Below are 17,691 nucleotides of genomic sequence, written 5' to 3' on the forward strand. Positions count from 1 at the left end.
GCATGCGAGAACCCGAGAACAGGCGCGTCGTCGTCGCGCTCGGCGGAAACGCCATGACCGGCCCCGACGGCACGGCGACCCCTCAGGCACAGCGCGCGGCCGTGGCGATCGCCGCGGAGTGCGTGGCCGATCTGGTCGCCTCGGGGGCCGAGGTCGTGCTGACCCACGGCAACGGGCCGCAGGTCGGCAATCTGCTGGTGAAGAACGAGCTCACCGCGCACGTCGTCCCGCCGGTGCCACTCGACTGGTGCGGGGCGCAGACGCAGGGCACCCTCGGATTCACCATCGTCTCCGCCCTGGAGAGCGCGTTGCGGCGCCGGAGCATCCCCGTCCCGGTCGCCGCGGTGGTCACCCGTACGCTGATCGATCCGGCCGACCCGGCGTTCGGGAGGCCCACCAAACCGGTGGGCCGCCACCTGCCCCGTGCCCAGGCGCTGCACCGCGTGGCGCAGGGGCAGCACTGGGTGGACCGCGGTGCCGCCGGCTGGCGGCGCGTCGTCGCCTCCCCCGAGCCGTTGGAGGTGCTCGACGCACGGGCGGTGCGGACCCTGCTCGGGGCCGGTTTCGTCGCCGTCGCCGCCGGCGGGGGCGGCATCCCCGTGGCGCACGGCGCCGACGGCACCGAGCGCGGTGTGGAGGCCGTGCTCGACAAGGACCTGACGGCGGCGCTGCTGGCCGTCGCCGTCGGCGCGGACACGTTGGTCATCGCGACCGATGTGCCGCACGCCATGCTCGACTTCGGCACCGAACGCGAGCGCCCGATCGCCCGGACCACCGCGCGGGAGCTGCGGCAGCACGCCGCGGCCGGGCAGTTCACGGAGGGCAGCATGGGCCCCAAGGTCGAGGCGGCGCTGCGCTTCGCCGAGCACGGCGGTCGCGCCGTCATCACCACCCTCGACCGGATCACGGAGGCGGTGGCGGGCACGGCGGGCACGGTGGTGGCAGCGGCCGGCTGAGCCCGTCGCAGAGGGGATCACGACAACCGGAAGGGGCCACCCGCCGCGGCGGGTGGCCCCTTCCGTTCCGGCCGTGGTGTCCACGGCGGTCGCTATCCGTGCGGGAACGAGGTCCGCGCCGGGCCCGCCAGGTCGTCGGCGTAGCGCCGGATCAAGGACAGGTTGCGGTCGCGCAGGTGGTCGAAGACCTGGGGCACGCTCGAACCCGGGGTCAGCGCGGCGAGCGCGCGCTGCGGATCCAGTCGGGCCGAGACCCACCCCTCGTGCGTGGACCCGCGCGCGACGACCTCGGCTCCGGGCGTGACGATCAGGGAGTTGCCGAAGTACAGCACCCCGGCCGGGTCCGCGCCCGTCGCGTTGGCGCCGATCACATACACGTGGTTGTCGTACGCGCGGGCCCGGCAGGTGAGCTCCCACAGATCCGCCGAGCGCAGCAGCGCGGACGGCCGGCAGAGGATCTCCGCGCCCTGCACCGCCTGAACCCGGCTCAGCTCGGGGAAGTCCCCGTCGAAGCAGATGATCATGCCGATCCGGCCGAGCGGGGTGTCCACGACCGTCACGCGGTCGCCGGGCGTCACCCAGCCGCCGCGCTCGCGCAGCTCGGGCCCGAACGGATGGGTCTTGCGGTACACGCCCAGGACCTGGCCCCCGGGCCCGGCGAGCACCGCGCAGTTGTACACCACGCCGCGCCGCTCGCCACGCCCGTAGGCGCCCCACACGAGGTGGACACCGAGCTCGCGGGCGCGGTCGCACAGCGGCTCGCACAGCGCGCCGCCGGGCAGCTCGTCGACGAGGTCCCAGAGCTCCTCGGCCGACAGCGCCGGGGTGAACCCGGTGGTGACGCTCTCCGGGAGCACCACCAACTCGGCTCCGGTGGACTCCACACAGCGCGTCACCCACTCCGCCGCCCGCGCGACGTTGTCCTTGACGACTCCCACGGCCAATGGCCCGCTCCCGGGGGCGAGTTGGACGGCCGCCGCGGTGAATGCCCGCATTCCGCTGTCTCCTTCCATGATCGACGGTCCCTCAGAGAAGTCGGCTGATGACGCCGCCGACGAGCGCGCCGAGCAGGGCCACGGCCGCGCCGAACAGCGCGCCCTTGGCGAAGTCCCCGTCCGGGACCCGGGACGGGCCGGTCGGCGTCGGGACGGGCCGGGTGACGGCGGAGGGCTGCGCGGTGCCGGCCGCCGCCGGCGGCGCGGCCACGGTCCCGGCGGGTTCCTGACCGCCCAGCATCTGGTCCACGGTCCTGAAGAACACACCGGCGGTCTTCTTCGCCACCCCGGTGAGCACCCGTTGCCCGACCCCGCCGATCATGCCGCCGACAACCGCGTCCGCGTCGTAGTCCACCAGGGTGCGTCCGTCGCCGAGATCCGTGAGCTGCACCTTCGCCTCGGCGGTGACCGTACCCGGCCCGCCGGCCCCGGACGCCTTGAGCGTGAACGACCCCGGCTTCTGCTGGTCCATCAGCTGCACCTCACCGAGGTACGTGCCCTTGATCGAGGCCACGCCCATGGTCACGGTCATCCGGTACGCGTACGGGCCGGTCTCCTCCAACTTCTCGCAGCCCGGAATGGTGCGGGCGAGTACGGCCGGGTCGTTCAGCGCGTCCCAGACCTTGTCGATGGTCGCATTGAGTGTGGCGTTTCCGCTGACCTTCATGGCTCGGGGTGCTCCTCGTCGTTCTCGTGGTGCGGGTGGTGCCCGCCGCGGCGCAGCGCCGGGATCTCCCCGGCGGCGAAGCGTCGGCGGAGGTGGAACAGTTCGGAGGGCTGGATGGGCATGCGGGTGATCGCGAAACCCTCGGCGTCCTCGATCGCGGAGGCGAGCACGGCCGCCGCCGGAATCACCCCGGCCTCGCCCGCGCCCTTCAGACCGAGCGGGTTCAACGGGGACGGCGTCTCCAGATGGTCGATCTCGACCTCGGGTACCTCGCTCGCGTACGGCATCAGGAAGTCCATGAAGGAGGCGTTCAGCAACTGGCCGTTGTCGTCGTACTCCATGCGCTCGTACAACGCTCCGGCCACGCCCTGGGCGACGCCGCCGTGCACCTGTCCTTCGACGATCAGTGGGTTGAGCAGGTGCCCGCAGTCGTGGACCACGCAGTAGCGCAGGACCCTGATCTCGGCGGTCTCCGGGTCGGTCTCGACCACCGCCGCGTGCATGCCGTTGGCGAAGGTGGCCCGCGGTGGGGAGTAGTAGGCGCGGCCCTCCAGACCGGGCTCGTCGCCGTCGGCCACCGGCGGCCTGCTGAGGTCGCAGTGCGCGCCGAACTGCGTCGCCGCCCTGGACGCCTCGTCGAAGGCGTACCGCAGCGGGTTGGACAGCACCGCGACCGCGCCCAGCGGCATCGCCCGGTCCGGATCGCCGGCCGTGCGCACCACGCCGGCCACGATCTCCAGCTCCTCGGGAGCGACCCCGAGCGCGGTCCCCGCGATGCGCAACGCCTTGGCGCGCACCGCGCGGGCGGCGAGCGCGATGGCGTTGCCGCTCATCACCGCGGCCCGGGACGCGAACGTGCCCACCGCATAGCCGAACCGGCGGGTGTCCCCGGTCGTCACGTGCACGTCCGCGAGGGGCACGCCCAGCTCGTCGGCGACGATCTGGGCGAACACCGTCTCGTGGCCCTGCCCCTGGCTCGTCAGGCCGGTCGCCACATTGACCCGCCCGCTCGTCTCCACCTGCACATGGCCGCCCTCGTAGGGGCCGACGCCGGTGCCCTCGACGTAGCAGCCGATGCCTATGCCGACCCGGCGGCCCTCGGCACGGGCCTTCGCCCGGTACACCTCGAACGCGTCCCAGCCGACCAGTTCCTTCAACGTGTCCAACGAGGCGGGGAAGTCCCCGGAGTCGTAGATCAGCGGGCGCCCGTCCTGGAAGAGCAGCCCGTGGTCGTAGGGCATCTCGTCGGGCCGGATGAAGTTCTCCGCGCGCACCCGGGCCCGGTCCAGACCGAGGCGGTCGGCGATGGCGTCCATGGTGCGTTCCATCGCGAAGACGCCCTGCGGCCTGCCGGCTCCGCGGTAGGGCGTGACGATGACCGTGTTCGTGTACAGGCTGCGGAACTCCACCCGGTAGGCACCCGGCTTGTACGGGCCGAGGAGCTGGGTGGAGGTGATGAGGGGCACGATGATGCCGTACGGGGTGTAGGCGCCGTTGTCGTGCAGGATCTCCACATCGAGCCCCAGCACCCGGCCGCGGTCGTCGAACCCCACCCGGACGGTCTGGAGTTGGCCGCGCTCGTGGGCGGAGGAGACGAAGTGCTCGCGGCGGTCCTCGGTCCACTTGACCTCGTGGCCCAGCGTCCGGGCCGCCCACGGCACCAGTACCTCCTCCGGCCAGGGGTGCACGATCTTCACACCGAAGGCGCCGCCCACGTCGGGGGTCACGCATTCGACCTTCGCCAGCGGCAGTTCGAGCTTGGCCGCCACGGCCGCCCGCACACCGGTGGAGGTCTGCGTGGAGCTGTACACGCGCAACGACCCGTCGGCCTCGTCCCAACGCGCCAGGACCCCGCGGCCTTCCATGGGTACGCAGGCGCTGCGCTCGATGTCGAGGTGGAGCTCCAGGGTGTGCGGTGCGGCGGCGACGGCAGCGCGGGCGTCACCGGTCTCCTGGACCAGGTGGGCGGCGACGTTGCCCGGCACGTCCGGGTGCACCCGGTGATCGGCGCGGAACGCGTTCTCGATGCCGACGACCGGGGGCAGCGGTTCGTAGTCGACGGAGATGCGCTCACAGGCGTCCTCGGCCGTGTACCGGTCGCGGGCCACCACCATGACGACGGCCTCGCCGACATGGTTCACGAAATCCTTCGCCAGTGGATACGCGGTGCGGCCGTGGGTCAGTGCCGGATGGGGGATCAGCAGCGGCAGCGGCTCGGCGATCCTGCCCGGCAGGTCGTCGTGGACGTAGACGGCCACCACGCCGTCCACCTCGAACGCGTCGCGGATGTCGATGCCGGTCACCCGGGCGCGTGCGTACGGACTGCGGACGAAGGCCGCCTCGTACGCGTGGTGCCCGAGGTCGTCGAGGTAGCGCCCCTTGCCCACGACCAGGCGCAGGTCCTCGGTGCGCTCCAGCGGCGTGCCGATCAGGCCGGGTGTGGGCGTGGGCCCGGTCTCGGTGGCCGTCATCGCGCCGCCTCCGCACGCAGTATCTCGGCCGCGCGCAGTACGGCCTTGACGATGTTCTGGTATCCGGTGCAGCGGCACAGGTTGCCCGAGATGGCCTCGCGGGCCTCGTCCGGCGTCGGTTGCGGATGCTCCTCCAGGTAGGCGGCGATCACGGTGAGGAAGCCCGGGGTGCAGAACCCGCACTGCAATCCGTGGCACTCCCGGAACGCGCGCTGCACCGCGTGCATGCTCCCGTCGGGGCGGGTCAGACCCTCCACCGTTGTGATCTCAACTCCCTGCGCGGTCACCGCGAACATCAGACAGGAGCGCATCGGGCGACCGTCGACCCGGACCGTGCAGGCCCCGCACACCCCGTGCTCGCAGCCGACGTGGGTGCCGGTCAGCCCCAGGTCATGGCGCAGACAGTCGGACAGCAGCCGGCGTGCGGGGACGGTCGCGGTGCGTACGACACCGTTCACCCGCAGCCGGATCTCGTGGAGTTCCTCGGTCATCGGTGGCCGCCCTCCTGCTGGTCGTCGCTGGTGTCGTCGTCGATGCCGGCCGGCCGGGCGGCGGACTCGGCGCCCCGGACGGCGGCGGCGCGTACCGCCCGCGTGGTGAGCACCCGGGCGAGGTGGCGCCGGTAGTCGGCGGAGGCGTGGATGTCGGGCTCCGGATCGATCCGCTCCGCCGCGAGCTCCCCGGCGGCGTCCCAGCGCGCCGTGTCGAAGGCGGCGCCCGCCACCGCCTCGGTGAGGTCGAGCGGCAGCGGCACCGGCGACACCGACAGGCAGACGGCGCGGGCGCGAACGATCCGCAGGTCCTCGTCGAGGGTCACGGCGGCGGCCACTCCACACATCGCGTAGTCCCCGTGCCTGCGCGCGACCTCGACGAACTCGGTGCCGGTACGCTCCGGCGGCCGCGGGAAGTACGCCGACACGGCCATCTCGCCGGGCTCCACGCACGATTCCAGCGGACCGACGAAGAACTCGGCCGCGCCGACGGTGCGGACGCCGCCCTGGCGGGCCAGTTCCACCGAGCCGTCGAGCAGGGTGAGGACCGCCGTCATCTCACCCGAAGGGTCCGCGTGCGCCAGACTGCCCACCGTCGTCCCGCGGTTGCGGATCACGGGGTGCGCCACATGCCGCAGGCCCTGGCGCAGCAGGGGTACCGCGGAGTGGGCGGCGCCGTCGTGTTCGACCTCGGAGTGCCGTGCCAGCGCGCCCACCCGGACCCCGCCCACATCGGTTCGCACGAAGGAGAGTTCGGACAGGCCGTTGATGTCGACCAGGTGGCCGGGCGCGGCCAGTCGCATGTTGAGGATGGGGATGAGGCTCTGGCCACCGGCGAGGACCTTCGCGTCGTGGCCGACGCGGTTCAGGATCTCAAGCGCCTCGGGCAGGCTTCGCGGGGCGTGGTACTGGAAAGCCGGCGGCTTCACGGTGCTGCCTCTCCTGTCGGGTCCGGTCGGTGCCGCGTACGGGTTCTCCCTCCGGCGGTCCCGGCGTGCCGGGGCACGAACGGGAACGCCGGAGGAGAGGCCCTAGTCGAGTTCTTGCGCCGTCCCCGGTGCGGGCTCGACCGCCCGGAGGGCCGGCGCCGGATCGCCCCGGAGGTCCTGGTGTCCCGCCGTGCGGGCCGCCCGGCTCGTGGCACCACCCGCAGGCTCGCCCCGGTGGGCGGGGGCCGCGAGGCGCAGGGCGTGGTAGCCGACGAGGGTCACGAGGGTGCCGAGCGCGATGCCACCGATGGTGAAGTCGTCCGAGATCCGCACGGACACCCCGCCGATACCGATGACGAGTCCGGCGGCCACCGGTACGAGGTTCTGCGGTGCGGTGAGGTCGACCTTGTTCTCGACCCAGATCTTCGCCCCGAGCAGGCCGATCATCCCGTACAGCACGACGGTGATCCCGCCGAGCACTCCGCCGGGGGTCGCCGCGACGAGCGCGCCGAACTTGGGACACAGGCCGAACACCACCGCCACGCCGGCGGCCACGTAGTACGCGGCCGTGGAGTAGACGCGGGTGGCCGCCATGACGCCGATGTTCTCGGCGTACGTCGTCGTGGGGGAGCCGCCGACCGAGGTGGCGATCACCGTGCCCAGACCGTCCGCGGCGATCGCCCGGCCCAGGCTGCCGTCCAGGTCCGTCCCGGTCATCTCCGAGACGGCCTTGACGTGACCGGCGTTCTCCGCGACGAGTGCGATCACCGCGGGGAGAGCCACCAGCACGGCCGACGTCTTGAAGTCGGGGGCGTGCATGGTCGGCAGGCCGAACCAGTCGGCGTGGTGCACCGCCTCGAAGTTCACCCGGAAATGGGCGACCGCCCTGCCGTCCGCACTGCCCGCCGGCACCGACGTGATCGTGCCGATCGTCCTGTCCAGCACCCAGGACAGCGCGTAGCCGAAGACGAGGCCGAGGAAGACGGCTATGCGCGACCAGAACCCGCGCAGCAGCACGGTCATGGACACCACGGCCGTCATCGTCAGCAGCGCCACCCACTGGTCCTGCGGCCAGTACACCTGCGCCACCACCGGCGCCAGATTGAAACCGATCAGCATCACGACCGCGCCGGTCACCACCGGCGGCAGCGCCCGGTTCACCAGCCGGGCGCCCACGAGGTGGATCAGCACGCCGACCAGAGCCAGCACGGCGCCGGCGACGAGGACCGCGCCGGTCACCGTCGCGCTGCTGCCGCCCGACGCTCGGATCGTGGCCACCGCCCCGACGAAGGCCGCACTGGTCCCCAGGTAGCTGGGGATCCTGCCCTGAACGATCAGCAGGAACACGACCGTGGCGATGCCCGACATCATGATCGCGAGGTTGGGATCGAGGCCCATCACCACGGGGAACACGAACGTCGCGCCGAACATGGCCACCACGTGTTGGACCCCCAGGCCCACCGTGCGGCCCCAGGAGAGCCGTTCGTCCGGGCGGACGACCTCGCCGGGGGGTGGCGTGCCGCCATCCCCATGGAGCTTCCATCTCATGCCGAGTGCCATAGGAGCCGCCTTCCGTGTCCAGGGGCGATGCCCTCGGTGACGTCCACCGCGCGGCGCGCGGGGGGACGAGCACGATGATCTGCAACCGTCGGAGATGGGGGAACGCTACGGACGGCTCAGGAGCCGGGCACGGGAGACAATTGACAGAGCCCCGGGCCACCCGTTGTCGAATGTCGCCCACGCCGTGGTCAGCGGCGTGGGCGACGGGTTCGCCTGCGTGGTGTCGTGAGTCGTGGGGCGCTCTGGAGGCGTTGCCCGGGCCGGGTCCGTCACCGGCCGGGGTTGCCGGGCTCGGAGGGGGCGGCCAGTTCGAACCAGACGGCCTTGCCACCATCGGTCGGGCGGCTGCCCCACCGCCTGGTCAGCAGCGCGAGCAGGGCCATCCCCCGCCCGTGCTCGTCGGAGTCGTCGGTGCGGCGCGGGCGGGGCCGCGTCGGGTCGGCGTCCTCGACCTCGCAGCGCAACGTTGTGTACCGCACGGTGAGGGTGAGGCGGATCGGGCCGCGTGCGTGCCGGACGGCGTTGGTGACCAGCTCGGACACCAGCAGTTCGGTGTCGTCGATCTGCGCGTGCCGTCCCCAGGCACGCAGCTGGCCGCGGGTGAGGTGCCGGGCCTGGGGCACCGCGGACGGACCGTGGCCGAGCGGCCAGGACGCCTGCCGGGAGTGGGGGGTCGTGTGGTCGGCCGTGGCGACCGGCCGGGCCGGGGCACTGAGCCGCGGGGCGGTGCTGCGGATGAGAGTGGTGCTCATGGCTTTCAACCGGTCTCGTCACTTCGGGTACCGCACCAGCATCGGGAGCGGCGGGCCCTGGCACTACGGTGCAACTACCCGAACCTCTACCTGGACATCTTGGGTACGTACACGGGGCCGTCTTGGATGTATGCGCTGGGACCGTCCCGGATACGTGGTGTGGGACCAGCCCGGATGTGTGCCTGGGAACGTCCCGCCACGCGGCCGCGGACGGCTCGTCGGCGAGGGCGACGGGACCGCGCAGGGACCTCGTGCCAGCGGCGGTCGCCGGCGCCCGGCAGGCGGCGGACCAGCCGTTTCGCGCAGGACGCATTGCTATCTTTCTTATGAGGGGCGATCTTCGTACCCGGGACCGGGGCGGTGAGGGCTGGCAGTGGTGGACAATCTCCCCGCCGATGTGACGAGCATGGTGGGCCGCCGTGCCGAGGGCGCCGAGGTGAAGCGGGCGCTGTCCGCGTCGCGGCTGGTGACGCTGACGGGTGTGGGCGGGGTCGGCAAGACCCGGTTGGCGTTGCAGGTGTCGCGGCAGTTGCGGCGCGCCTTTCCCGACGGGGTGTGGCTGGCCGCGCTGGCCGAGCTCGGGGAGCCGGAGCTGCTGGCGTTGTCGGTGACGCAGGCGCTGGGGATGCGTGGTTCGGGGCCCGATCCCATGGCTGAGCTGGTGGACTATCTGCGGGACAAGCGGCTGCTGTTGGTGCTGGACAACTGTGAGCACCTGGTGGGCGCCTGCGCCGCTCTGGTGGCCAGGGTGTTGCCCGAGTGTCCCGAGGTGCGGGTGCTGGCGACCAGCCGGGAACCGCTCGGGATCGGCGGCGAGTGCACGATAGTGGTGGCGCCGTTGGCGGTGCCGGACGCGGACCGGGCGTTCACTGTGGGTGAGGGGCGTGGCTACGAGGCGGTGACGCTGTTCGCGCAGCGGGCCGCCGCGGCGGCCCCGGGTTTCGCGGTGACCGCGGACAACCACCGCGCGGTGGCCTCGCTGTGCCGACGCCTCGACGGGGTGCCGCTGGCGATCGAGCTGGCCGCCGTACGGATGCGGGCACTGCCGGTGGAACAGATCCTGGCCCGCCTCGACGACCGGTATGAGCTGCTGGCCCGCAGGCACCCGGCTCCGTCGTCACGGCACCAGTCGATGCGGGCGGCCGTGGAGTGGAGCTACGACCTGTGCTCGGAGCACGAGCGAGTGATCTGGGCCCGGTTGGCGGTGTTCGTCGGCGGGGTGGACCTGGCGGCCGCCGAGAGCGTCTGCTCGGGCGGTGGGGTCGCCCGTGAGGCCGTCTTCGAGGCGGTGGCCGGGTTGGTGGACAAGTCGATCCTGCTTCGGGAGGACGTCGGCGGCCACGCCCGGTACCGGCTGCTGGAGACGATCCGCCAGTACGGGTCGGAACGGCTGCGGGAACGCGGAGAGGAGACGGCAGTGCGCCGTCGACACCGTGATCACTTCCTGGGCGTGGCCGAACGGGCGGCGGCGCAGTGGTTCGGCTCGCAGCAGGTTGCGCTGTTCACGGGCCTGCGCAATGAGCACGCGAACCTTCGCGCGGCGCTGGAGTGCTGCCTGGGCGAGCCGGACGCGGGCAGACTCGGGCTGCGCATGGCGGGGGCGTTGTGGATCTACTGGCTGGTGTGCGGTCTGCAACGGGAGGGCCGGCTCTGGCTGGACCGGGCGCTCGCCCAGGACGCCGAGCCGAGCCCGCAGCGGGCCACGGCCCTGTGGGCCAACGGCTATCTGGCCGCTCTCGTCGGCGAGATGTCCTTGGCGTTGGGGATGTTGGAGGAGTGCCGTGACGTGGCCCGGCGCCACGGTGATCGGGCGATGCCGGCGCACGCCACCTACGCCTCGGGGATGGCCCGGTTCAATGGCGGCGATGCGGCGGCGGCCGTGGCCCTGCTGGAGGAGGGCGTCCGGCTGGAGCGGGCGCTCGACGGCCCGAACCCCCATGAGAACGTCGCCGAGGCCCTCCTGGGCCTGGCGTACTGCATGAACGGGCAGCTGGACTCGGCCGTCGGCACCCTCCAGGAGAGCCGGGCCGTCAGCGAGGCCCACGGCGAGCGCTGGCTGCTGTCCTGGAGCCTCGTATGGCTCGGCCTGGCCGGCTGGCTCCAGGGGCAGCACCGGCAGGCGACCGACCATCTGCGCGACGCCCTGCGACACAAGCACGCGCTCAGCGATCTGCTCGGCATCGCGTCGGCCGTCGAGTACCTGGCGTGGACCGCGGTGGCCGTCGAGGACGCCGAGCGCGGTGCCCGGCTGCTCGGCGCGTGCCGGACGCTGTGGGAGCCGCTGGTGGCCTATCTCGGCGGATTCCAGGTCCTGTTGGGCTGGCACGACGACTGCGTACGGCAGGTCCGGCGCGCCCTCGGAGAGCGGAACTACCAGGAGGCCTTCCGCAGCGGCACGCGTCTGACCCGGGAGGAGGCCGTCGCGTACGCCCTGGGCGGGGCCGCGGAGACGCCCCGGCGCGGCGCCACCGCGCCCGTCGAACCCCAGGTGCTCACGCGGCGCGAGACACAGATCGCCGAGCTCCTGGCGCACGGCATGTCCAACAAGGAGATCGCCGACCGGCTGGTGATCGCACAGCGCACCGCCGAGGGGCATGTGCAGCGCATCCTGGCGAAGCTCGGGTTCAGTTCCCGTGTCCAAGTGGCCACTTGGGTCGCCGAGCGGCGGTACGCCGCGGGCGGCGAGCAGACGAGATAGCGCTCGGCCCGACACGACCCGGGACGAGCGCCGCGCCTCGCTGCCGCGGCGCGGCGCTCGTGCCGTTGGGGGTGGCCCGGATGCGGTGCCCGGGTGGGGCGGTGGAGGAAGTGGCCGCGGCCGCCTCCCCCGTACGCGTCACAGGAGGTCGTGCAGGAGCCCGGTGGCGGGCAGCGCCGGATGCAGGTAGACCTGCTCACCGCGCAGCGAGACGGCCGACCGCAGGGCGTGGAAGGTGGCCTCCGCCTCCTCCGTCCGCCCGGCACGGTGCTGGGCCTGACCGAGCAGCCCCAGGTGCAGCGGATGGCGCAGGAGCGTTCTGGAGCGCCGCAGTTCGGCCAGCGAGGAGTGCATCAGCGCCAGGCCCTCGTCCTGCTGCCCCGAGTGGGTCAGCCCCCACCCTTCGAGCAGGCCGAGCATCGCCTTCCAGTAGAGCAGCCCGTGCTCGTCCGCCAGGCGCGCGCCCTCGGCGCCGGAAGAGCGTGCGGTGCGGGCGTCGCCCTCCCAGGCCGCCACGACCGCGTCCACGTAGAGGGCGAAGGAACGGTCGGAGGGCCTGCTGTCGCACTCGGTCAGACGCAGCAGCTCGCGGCGGCGCGCCCGGGCGGTCTGTCGGTCCCCCAGGAGCCAGTGCGTGAAGGTGGTGTAGGTGCGGCACGAGACCCGCGGGTCGTGCTGGAAGGTGCGCGCCAGCGAGTGACCCTCGCTGGCGAAGTGGTCCGCCATCGCCACGCCGTGTTCCAACGTGGTGACCGCCTGCGAGAGTTGGCCGCGCACGTGCAGCACGATGCCCTCACCGTATGCCGCGCCGAGCACCGCGACCGGTGCGCCGGTCCGGCCGGAGAGGTCGCCCAGGAGGCCGGAGAACCGGCGCGAGGCTTCGTAGCGGCCGGTGACCAGGTAGGCCGCGCACAGCGCCCACAGCACCGAGGGGTCCTCGGGGGCCTGGGCCGCCTCGCTGAGCGCCCGGCCGTGTGCCAGCGCGGTCTCGGCCTCGGCGTCGCCGTAGCCGCGGGTGGTGGCCAGCGCCTGGCCCAGCTGGACGTGCAGCCGCTGCTCCAGACGCACGGCTGACGGGTCGTCGGGGGGCAGCAGCCCGACCAGGTGCACCGCCCGGCGCAGCCAGGTCTCCACCTGCTCGTAGGCCAGGTGCTGCTCCGCCTGCTCGGCGGCGCGCAGCAGCCGGGGTAGCGCCTGCACGGCGGGCAGCGCGCCCTTGGCGTGCCAGGTGTGGTGTGCCACCCGCTCGATCTCGTGGTCCCCGACCCGACCGGGCCTGCGGGAGCACAGCGCCTCCGCGATCCGGGCGTGTAACCTGTGCCGTTCCTCGCGGGTGAGCTCGTCGATGAGCGTCTCCTGGACCAGGACGTGGGCGAAGTACAACCGTCCGGGGTGGTGGGCGTCCTCGCTGAGCAGCCCGACGCGGATGGCCGATTCCAGTGCGGTGGCGACCGGTTCGCCCTCGTCGGCGGTGCGGTGCAGCAGATCGGTGTCGACCTCGGCGCCGATGACGGCACACAGCCGCAGTACGCGCAGCACCGGCTCGGGCAGCGCGGCGAACCGCTGGTGCAGCGCTTCGCGCACACCGGTCGGCACGCGGGTCAGGAGCACCTCCACCGCGTCCGGGCGGCGCAGGCTCCGGGCGTCGCCCAGGAGGGAGAGGAGCTGCATGACGAAGTACGGATTGCCCTCGCTGCGCTGGTGCAGCACGTCGACGACCTTCGCGTCGACGCTCGGCCCGGCCTGTGCCACGACCAGTTCGGCGACGGCCTCCCGGGAGAGCCCGCCGAGTCGTAGGGTCTCGGTCCTGGGGCCGCGCAGGATCTCGGAGAGCATCCGCCGCAGCGTGGCGTCGGACTCCACCTCGAACTCGCGGGCGGTCAGCACGATGCCGAGGGGGTGGCCCTGGCTGCGGGTGCTCAGCAGCCGGAGAAGGTCCATGGAGGCGGTGTCGGCCCAGTGCAGGTCCTCCAGGAGCAGCACGAGCGGGCGCTGCGAGGCCAGGGCGAGGAGGACCTCGCAGACCGCGTCGTAGGTGAGGAACCGGGCCTGACCCCAGTCGGAGTCGGCGGCCGGTCTGCCGCCGGTCCCGGCCGACCGCTCGGGCATCAGCGGGGCGAGCAGGGCGCCGAAGGGCGCCGTGGCATCGCGGAAGGCGTCCGGGCGGCTGGTGGCGAGCTGCCGGAGGATCTGGGTCCACAGCCAGTACGGCGGGACCCCCTCACCCAGGAAGCAGTGGCTCCAGACCACCTGCGGGCCGGCGTCGTCCGGGCCCTCGCCCGGGGCCTCCAGCCGTGGGGCGAGTTCCAGGAGCAGGCGGGTCTTGCCGACGCCGGCGGGACCGAGGACGCCGGCCACGTGTCCGTCCCCGGAGACCGCGCTCGCCGCCGCGGCCGTCAGGCGTTGCAGCTCCTGGCTGCGACCGGTGAACGGTGAGGCCCCCGGGCGCCCCTGGCCGGGCGGTTCGGCCGTCGTCCCGACACCGGGGTCCCGGACGTCTCCTGCCGGCGCCCCTGATTCCGCGGCAGCCAGGGCGGTTCCACCCTGCTGTCCCTGTCCCTGTCCCTGTCGCTGCCGCTGTCCCGACCCCGCCGCGACGCACGGCGCGGCGGGGCCGCCCGCGCCGGTGCCGGAGTGTTCGGCCCTCGCGCACCCCGTGGATCCGCTGCTCGTCGTGCGCCCCTCGGTTCCGCCGGCCTCCCCGGCCTCCCCGGGCCGCCCGGGTTCCGGGGCCATGCGGGCCAGGGCACACGCGTCGGGCCTGCGCGCCCGCTCGTCGCCCTCCGTCCTCGCGACAGCCGGTCCGGCCGGCTCGCCGCGGCCGGCGCCGGGTGGTTCGGCGAGCCCGCCCGACCCCGGCTCCTGACGCAGGATCGCGGTCCTGACCCGGCGGAGTTCGGCGGCGGTGCCCACGCCGAACTCCTCGTCCAGGTGCGCCCGGGTCCGTTCGTAGACCTCCAACGCCTCGGCCTGCCGGCCGAGTCGGGAGAGGGCGGTCATCAGGTGGCCGACGAGCCGCTCCCGTGCCGGGTGGCGGCGTACCTCCCGGTCGAGGTCCGCGGCCACCTCCTCGGCCGCGCCGAGCGTCAGCCGGGCCTCCGCGCAGGACTCCACGGCGGTGAGCCGGATGTGTTCCAGCCGTGAGCCCTCGTCGCTGAGCGGCGGATGGCCGTCGAACTCCGCGTACGGCGAGCCCCGCCACAGCGCCAGCGCCTGGGTGAACCGGTCCTGCGCGGCGCCGGGATCGCGGCGCTCCAGCAGTCGCCGGCCGTCGGCCACGAGGCGTTCGAAGCGGCAGACGTCGGTCTGCTCGGGGTCGATTTCCAGGACGTACCCGGGTGCCCGGTGCCGCAGCATCGAGGGGCGGTCCGGCCCGCCGGCCGGCTGGAGGGCTCGGCGCAGGTGGGAGACGTGGCTCTGGAGCGTGGCGACCGCCTGGCGCGGGGGCTCCTCGCCCCAGAGCTCCTCGACGAGCAGCTCGGTGGGCACCACGCGGCCCAGGCGTATGAGTAACAGGGCGAGCAGCGCCCGCCGGCGTGGTGGTCCGAGGGGGAGTTCGTGTCCGTCGTGGCGTGCCGACAGGGGCCCCAGAACGTTCAGCAGGAGGGGGTCGTCCGGCCCGTCCGCCATGGGCGGGGCAGCCGGCGTCTGGATCTGCGTGGGGGATACGGGCATAGCAGTCCCAATCGTTCTCGCAGCACTAAGGCGCTGAGTGGGAATCCTGGCATATCGAACGGGGCATTCCAAGATCACGATTCAGTGAGCGGCAAGGGAACGGCAGGGTTTACGCAGGGATTTCGGCAAGCGTGGCGGAAAACCATCTCAGCCGTCGGCAAGAATTCGTCAGCCCTCGACAAGGTGGCCGCAAGGGGGCCGACGCACCATGTCCGGCGTCGGACACCGCCGTTGACCGGGGGCGACGGTCTCACTCCCGGTCACCGCCGTCGCACCACTCGGCGCCGCCGCGCGGCAGTACGACGGGAATTCGCCGCTTGGCGTCACTGCCATTGGCGAATTCCTGACGCGCACATGACGGCATATCGGCGGCAGAAAGGGCGTCCAGGCGCCCGTACATGGATGGGAAAGCGGACCATGACTCGAATAAGCGCCACAGCGGGTCCGGCGTGAGGGCTTGTGCACCGGGACCGCATGCCGTGCTTTTCCCCGGGCAGGGATCCCAGAGCAGGGGTATGGGAGCCGGGTTGTTCGACCGGTTCCGCGAGACGACCGACCTGGCCGATGCCGTGCTCGGCTACGACCTCGCGCGGCTGTGCCTGGAGGACCCCGACGACCGGCTCGACGACACCCGCTACACCCAGCCCGCGCTCTACGTCGTCAACGCACTGTCTTATAGGGAATCGCTGGAGCGGGGCGAGCCCGAGGGCGAGTATCTGCTGGGGCACAGCCTGGGGGAGTACAACGCCCTGCATGCCGCGGGCGCCTTCGACTTCGAGACCGGCCTGAAGCTCGTGGCCAAGCGCGGCGAGCTGATGGCCCGGGCCCGGGACGGCGCCATGCTCGCGGTCGTCGGCACGAGCGAGCGCGCGATGCGCTCCTTCCTCGTCGAGGAGGGGCTGTCCCTGCTCGACGTCGCCAACGTCAACACCGCCACCCAGATCGTGCTCTCCGGGGACCGGGAGGAGATCGAGCGCGCCCACCGGGCGCTCGACGAACGGGGTACCAGGGTCGCCCGGCTGAAGGTGTCCGCCGCCTTCCACTCCCGGTTCATGGCACCCGCCCGCGACGAGTTCGCCGCGTTCCTCAAGGGCTTCCGGTTCTCCCCCCTACGGGCCACGGTGGTCGCCAACCTCACCGCGCGGCCGTACCCCGGGCAGGACGTCGCCGCGACGCTGAGCCAGCAGATCCCCGGGTCGGTGCGGTGGCTGGAGAGCGTGCAGTACCTGCTGGCGCGCACGCCCGTCGAGCGCTGCCGCGAGGTGGGCCGGGCGGGCGTCCTCACCCGCATGGTCCGGCAGATCGCTGCCGCATCCGGGCCGGGCGCGACGGCTTCCGGCCCGGGCGCCACGGCATCGGGCCCCGACACGACGGCTTCCGGCCCGGACCCGACTCTGCCCGTGCAGGGCGCGACGGCACCCGTCCAGCGCACCGCACCCGGCCGCGGGCCGGCCGAGCCGGCGCGGCCACGGCTGTTCTGCGTCGCCTACGCCGGAGCCGACGAGCGCGCCTACGCGGGCCTGGCCGAGCACTGCCCGGACCTCGACGTGGTGACGCTGGAGCGGCCCGGACGGGGACGGCGCATCTCCGAGCCGCTGCTGCGCGAGCCCGCCGCGATCGTCGACGACCTCTTCCGGCAGCTGCGGGACGCGCTCGACGCCCCGTACGCGCTGTACGGGCACAGCCTCGGCGCCCGGTTGGCGTTCCTGCTGTGCCGGCGGCTGCGCGCGGAAGGGCTGCCCGCGCCGGTCCACCTGTTCGTCTCCGGGGAGAGCGGACCGTCGCTGCCGAGCCGCGAGCGCCACACCTGGGAGCTGCCGACCGACGCCTTCTGGGCGCACCTGAAGCAGCTCGGCGGAACCCCGGCGGAGCTGTGGGAGCACCCGGACCTGATGGTGTTCTACGAGCGCATCCTGCGCGCCGACTTCGCCGCGCTGGGCGCCTACCGGCACCAGGCGGCTCCCCCGCTCGACGTGCCGATCACCGCCATGACCGGCGAGGACGAGTGGTTCACCGAGGCCGACGTCGAGGCCTGGCAGCAGGAGAGCACCCGGCCCCTGACCACGCACCGCTTCCCCGGCGACCACTTCTTCATCCGGGCGCACTGGCCCGCGCTGGCCCGGATCGTCGCATCCGGGCTCGACATCCCCCCGACGCCGCACCGCGGCGGCGACGAGCTCACGCCCGCCGGAGACCGGCGCGCGTCACGGAACCGACAGAACCGAGGGTGACGGACAGCCATGAAGCACGAACTCAAGAAGCACATGGAAGAGCGGTTCATGTTCGAGTTCGACTCGGACATCACCGAGGACACCGACCTGTTCAAGGCGGGCATCCTCGACTCCTACGGCTATGTCTCGCTGATGGGGCACATCGAGCGGGAGTACGGCGTGCGCCTCGGCGGCGAGGAGATCCTCGGCAACGTCATGGTGTCGCTGTCCGGCATCGTCGAGTTCATCGACGCGGCCCGTACGCGGGCCGCCGAGGGCCGGTGACC

The 17,691-nt window shown here is 72.9% G+C and carries 12 protein-coding genes; 4 read left to right on the plus strand and 8 right to left on the minus strand.

Going from position 1 to position 17,691, the window contains the following annotated elements; genetic code table 11:
• Positions 1–2 precede the first annotated feature (2 nt).
• Positions 3–956 (plus strand): carbamate kinase, encoded by a 954-nt coding sequence (arcC, locus tag AB0C96_RS27535; RefSeq protein ID WP_362920860.1) that lies wholly within the window; start codon positions 3–5, stop codon positions 954–956.
• A gap of 92 nt (positions 957–1,048) precedes the next feature.
• Here arcC and AB0C96_RS27540 read toward each other — a convergent pair whose 3' ends face one another.
• The 7 genes from AB0C96_RS27540 to AB0C96_RS27570 all read right to left on the minus strand — a co-directional run bounded on the left by AB0C96_RS27540 (position 1,049) and on the right by AB0C96_RS27570 (position 8,821).
• Entirely contained in the window at positions 1,049–1,951 is a 903-nt protein-coding gene (locus AB0C96_RS27540) for a carbon-nitrogen hydrolase family protein (protein ID WP_362920862.1), read from the minus strand.
• Positions 1,952–1,982: 31 nt separating this feature from the next.
• Entirely contained in the window at positions 1,983–2,618 is a 636-nt protein-coding gene (locus AB0C96_RS27545) for a carbon monoxide dehydrogenase subunit G (protein ID WP_362920863.1), read from the minus strand.
• Positions 2,615–5,089, minus strand: coding sequence for an aerobic carbon-monoxide dehydrogenase large subunit (gene cutA / locus AB0C96_RS27550; RefSeq protein ID WP_362920866.1), 2,475 nt, complete (start codon positions 5,087–5,089; stop codon positions 2,615–2,617). Before cutA ends, AB0C96_RS27545 begins: the two co-directional genes overlap by 4 nt.
• Entirely contained in the window at positions 5,086–5,580 is a 495-nt protein-coding gene (locus AB0C96_RS27555) for a (2Fe-2S)-binding protein (protein ID WP_362920867.1), read from the minus strand. The genes cutA and AB0C96_RS27555 overlap by 4 nt, the downstream gene beginning before the upstream one ends.
• The gene (locus AB0C96_RS27560; RefSeq protein WP_362920869.1) at positions 5,577–6,509 is read right to left on the minus strand and encodes a xanthine dehydrogenase family protein subunit M; all 933 of its coding nucleotides are present in this window, start codon (positions 6,507–6,509) and stop codon (positions 5,577–5,579) included. Before AB0C96_RS27560 ends, AB0C96_RS27555 begins: the two co-directional genes overlap by 4 nt.
• Positions 6,510–6,611: 102 nt before the next feature.
• Positions 6,612–8,069, minus strand: a complete 1,458-nt coding sequence (locus AB0C96_RS27565; protein WP_362920871.1) for a solute carrier family 23 protein — start codon at positions 8,067–8,069, stop codon at positions 6,612–6,614.
• A 269-nt stretch (positions 8,070–8,338) separates the two neighbouring features.
• The gene (locus AB0C96_RS27570; RefSeq protein ID WP_362920873.1) at positions 8,339–8,821 is read right to left on the minus strand and encodes an ATP-binding protein; all 483 of its coding nucleotides are present in this window, start codon (positions 8,819–8,821) and stop codon (positions 8,339–8,341) included.
• 376 nt (positions 8,822–9,197) lie between these two features.
• On the opposite strand from AB0C96_RS27570, the gene AB0C96_RS27575 reads away from it, so the two are divergent.
• Positions 9,198–11,519 (plus strand): LuxR C-terminal-related transcriptional regulator, encoded by a 2,322-nt coding sequence (locus AB0C96_RS27575; protein WP_362920875.1) that lies wholly within the window; start codon positions 9,198–9,200, stop codon positions 11,517–11,519.
• A gap of 138 nt (positions 11,520–11,657) precedes the next feature.
• On the opposite strand, the gene AB0C96_RS27580 is transcribed toward AB0C96_RS27575, so the two are convergent.
• Positions 11,658–15,194, minus strand: coding sequence for a BTAD domain-containing putative transcriptional regulator (locus AB0C96_RS27580; RefSeq protein ID WP_362920876.1), 3,537 nt, complete (start codon positions 15,192–15,194; stop codon positions 11,658–11,660).
• A gap of 398 nt (positions 15,195–15,592) precedes the next feature.
• On the opposite strand from AB0C96_RS27580, the gene fabD reads away from it, so the two are divergent.
• Both fabD and AB0C96_RS27590 read left to right on the plus strand, forming a co-directional pair.
• Complete coding sequence (gene fabD, locus AB0C96_RS27585) at positions 15,593–17,425, plus strand: ACP S-malonyltransferase (protein WP_362920878.1); 1,833 nt, start codon at positions 15,593–15,595, stop codon at positions 17,423–17,425.
• Positions 17,426–17,434: 9 nt separating this feature from the next.
• Positions 17,435–17,689, plus strand: a complete 255-nt coding sequence (locus tag AB0C96_RS27590) for an acyl carrier protein (protein WP_362920879.1) — start codon at positions 17,435–17,437, stop codon at positions 17,687–17,689.
• Positions 17,690–17,691: the final 2 nt, after the last annotated feature.

It is taken from the genome of Streptomyces sp. NPDC048506 (assembly GCF_040651315.1).
In the GTDB taxonomy this organism is placed as follows: Bacteria; Actinomycetota; Actinomycetes; order Streptomycetales; family Streptomycetaceae; genus Streptomyces.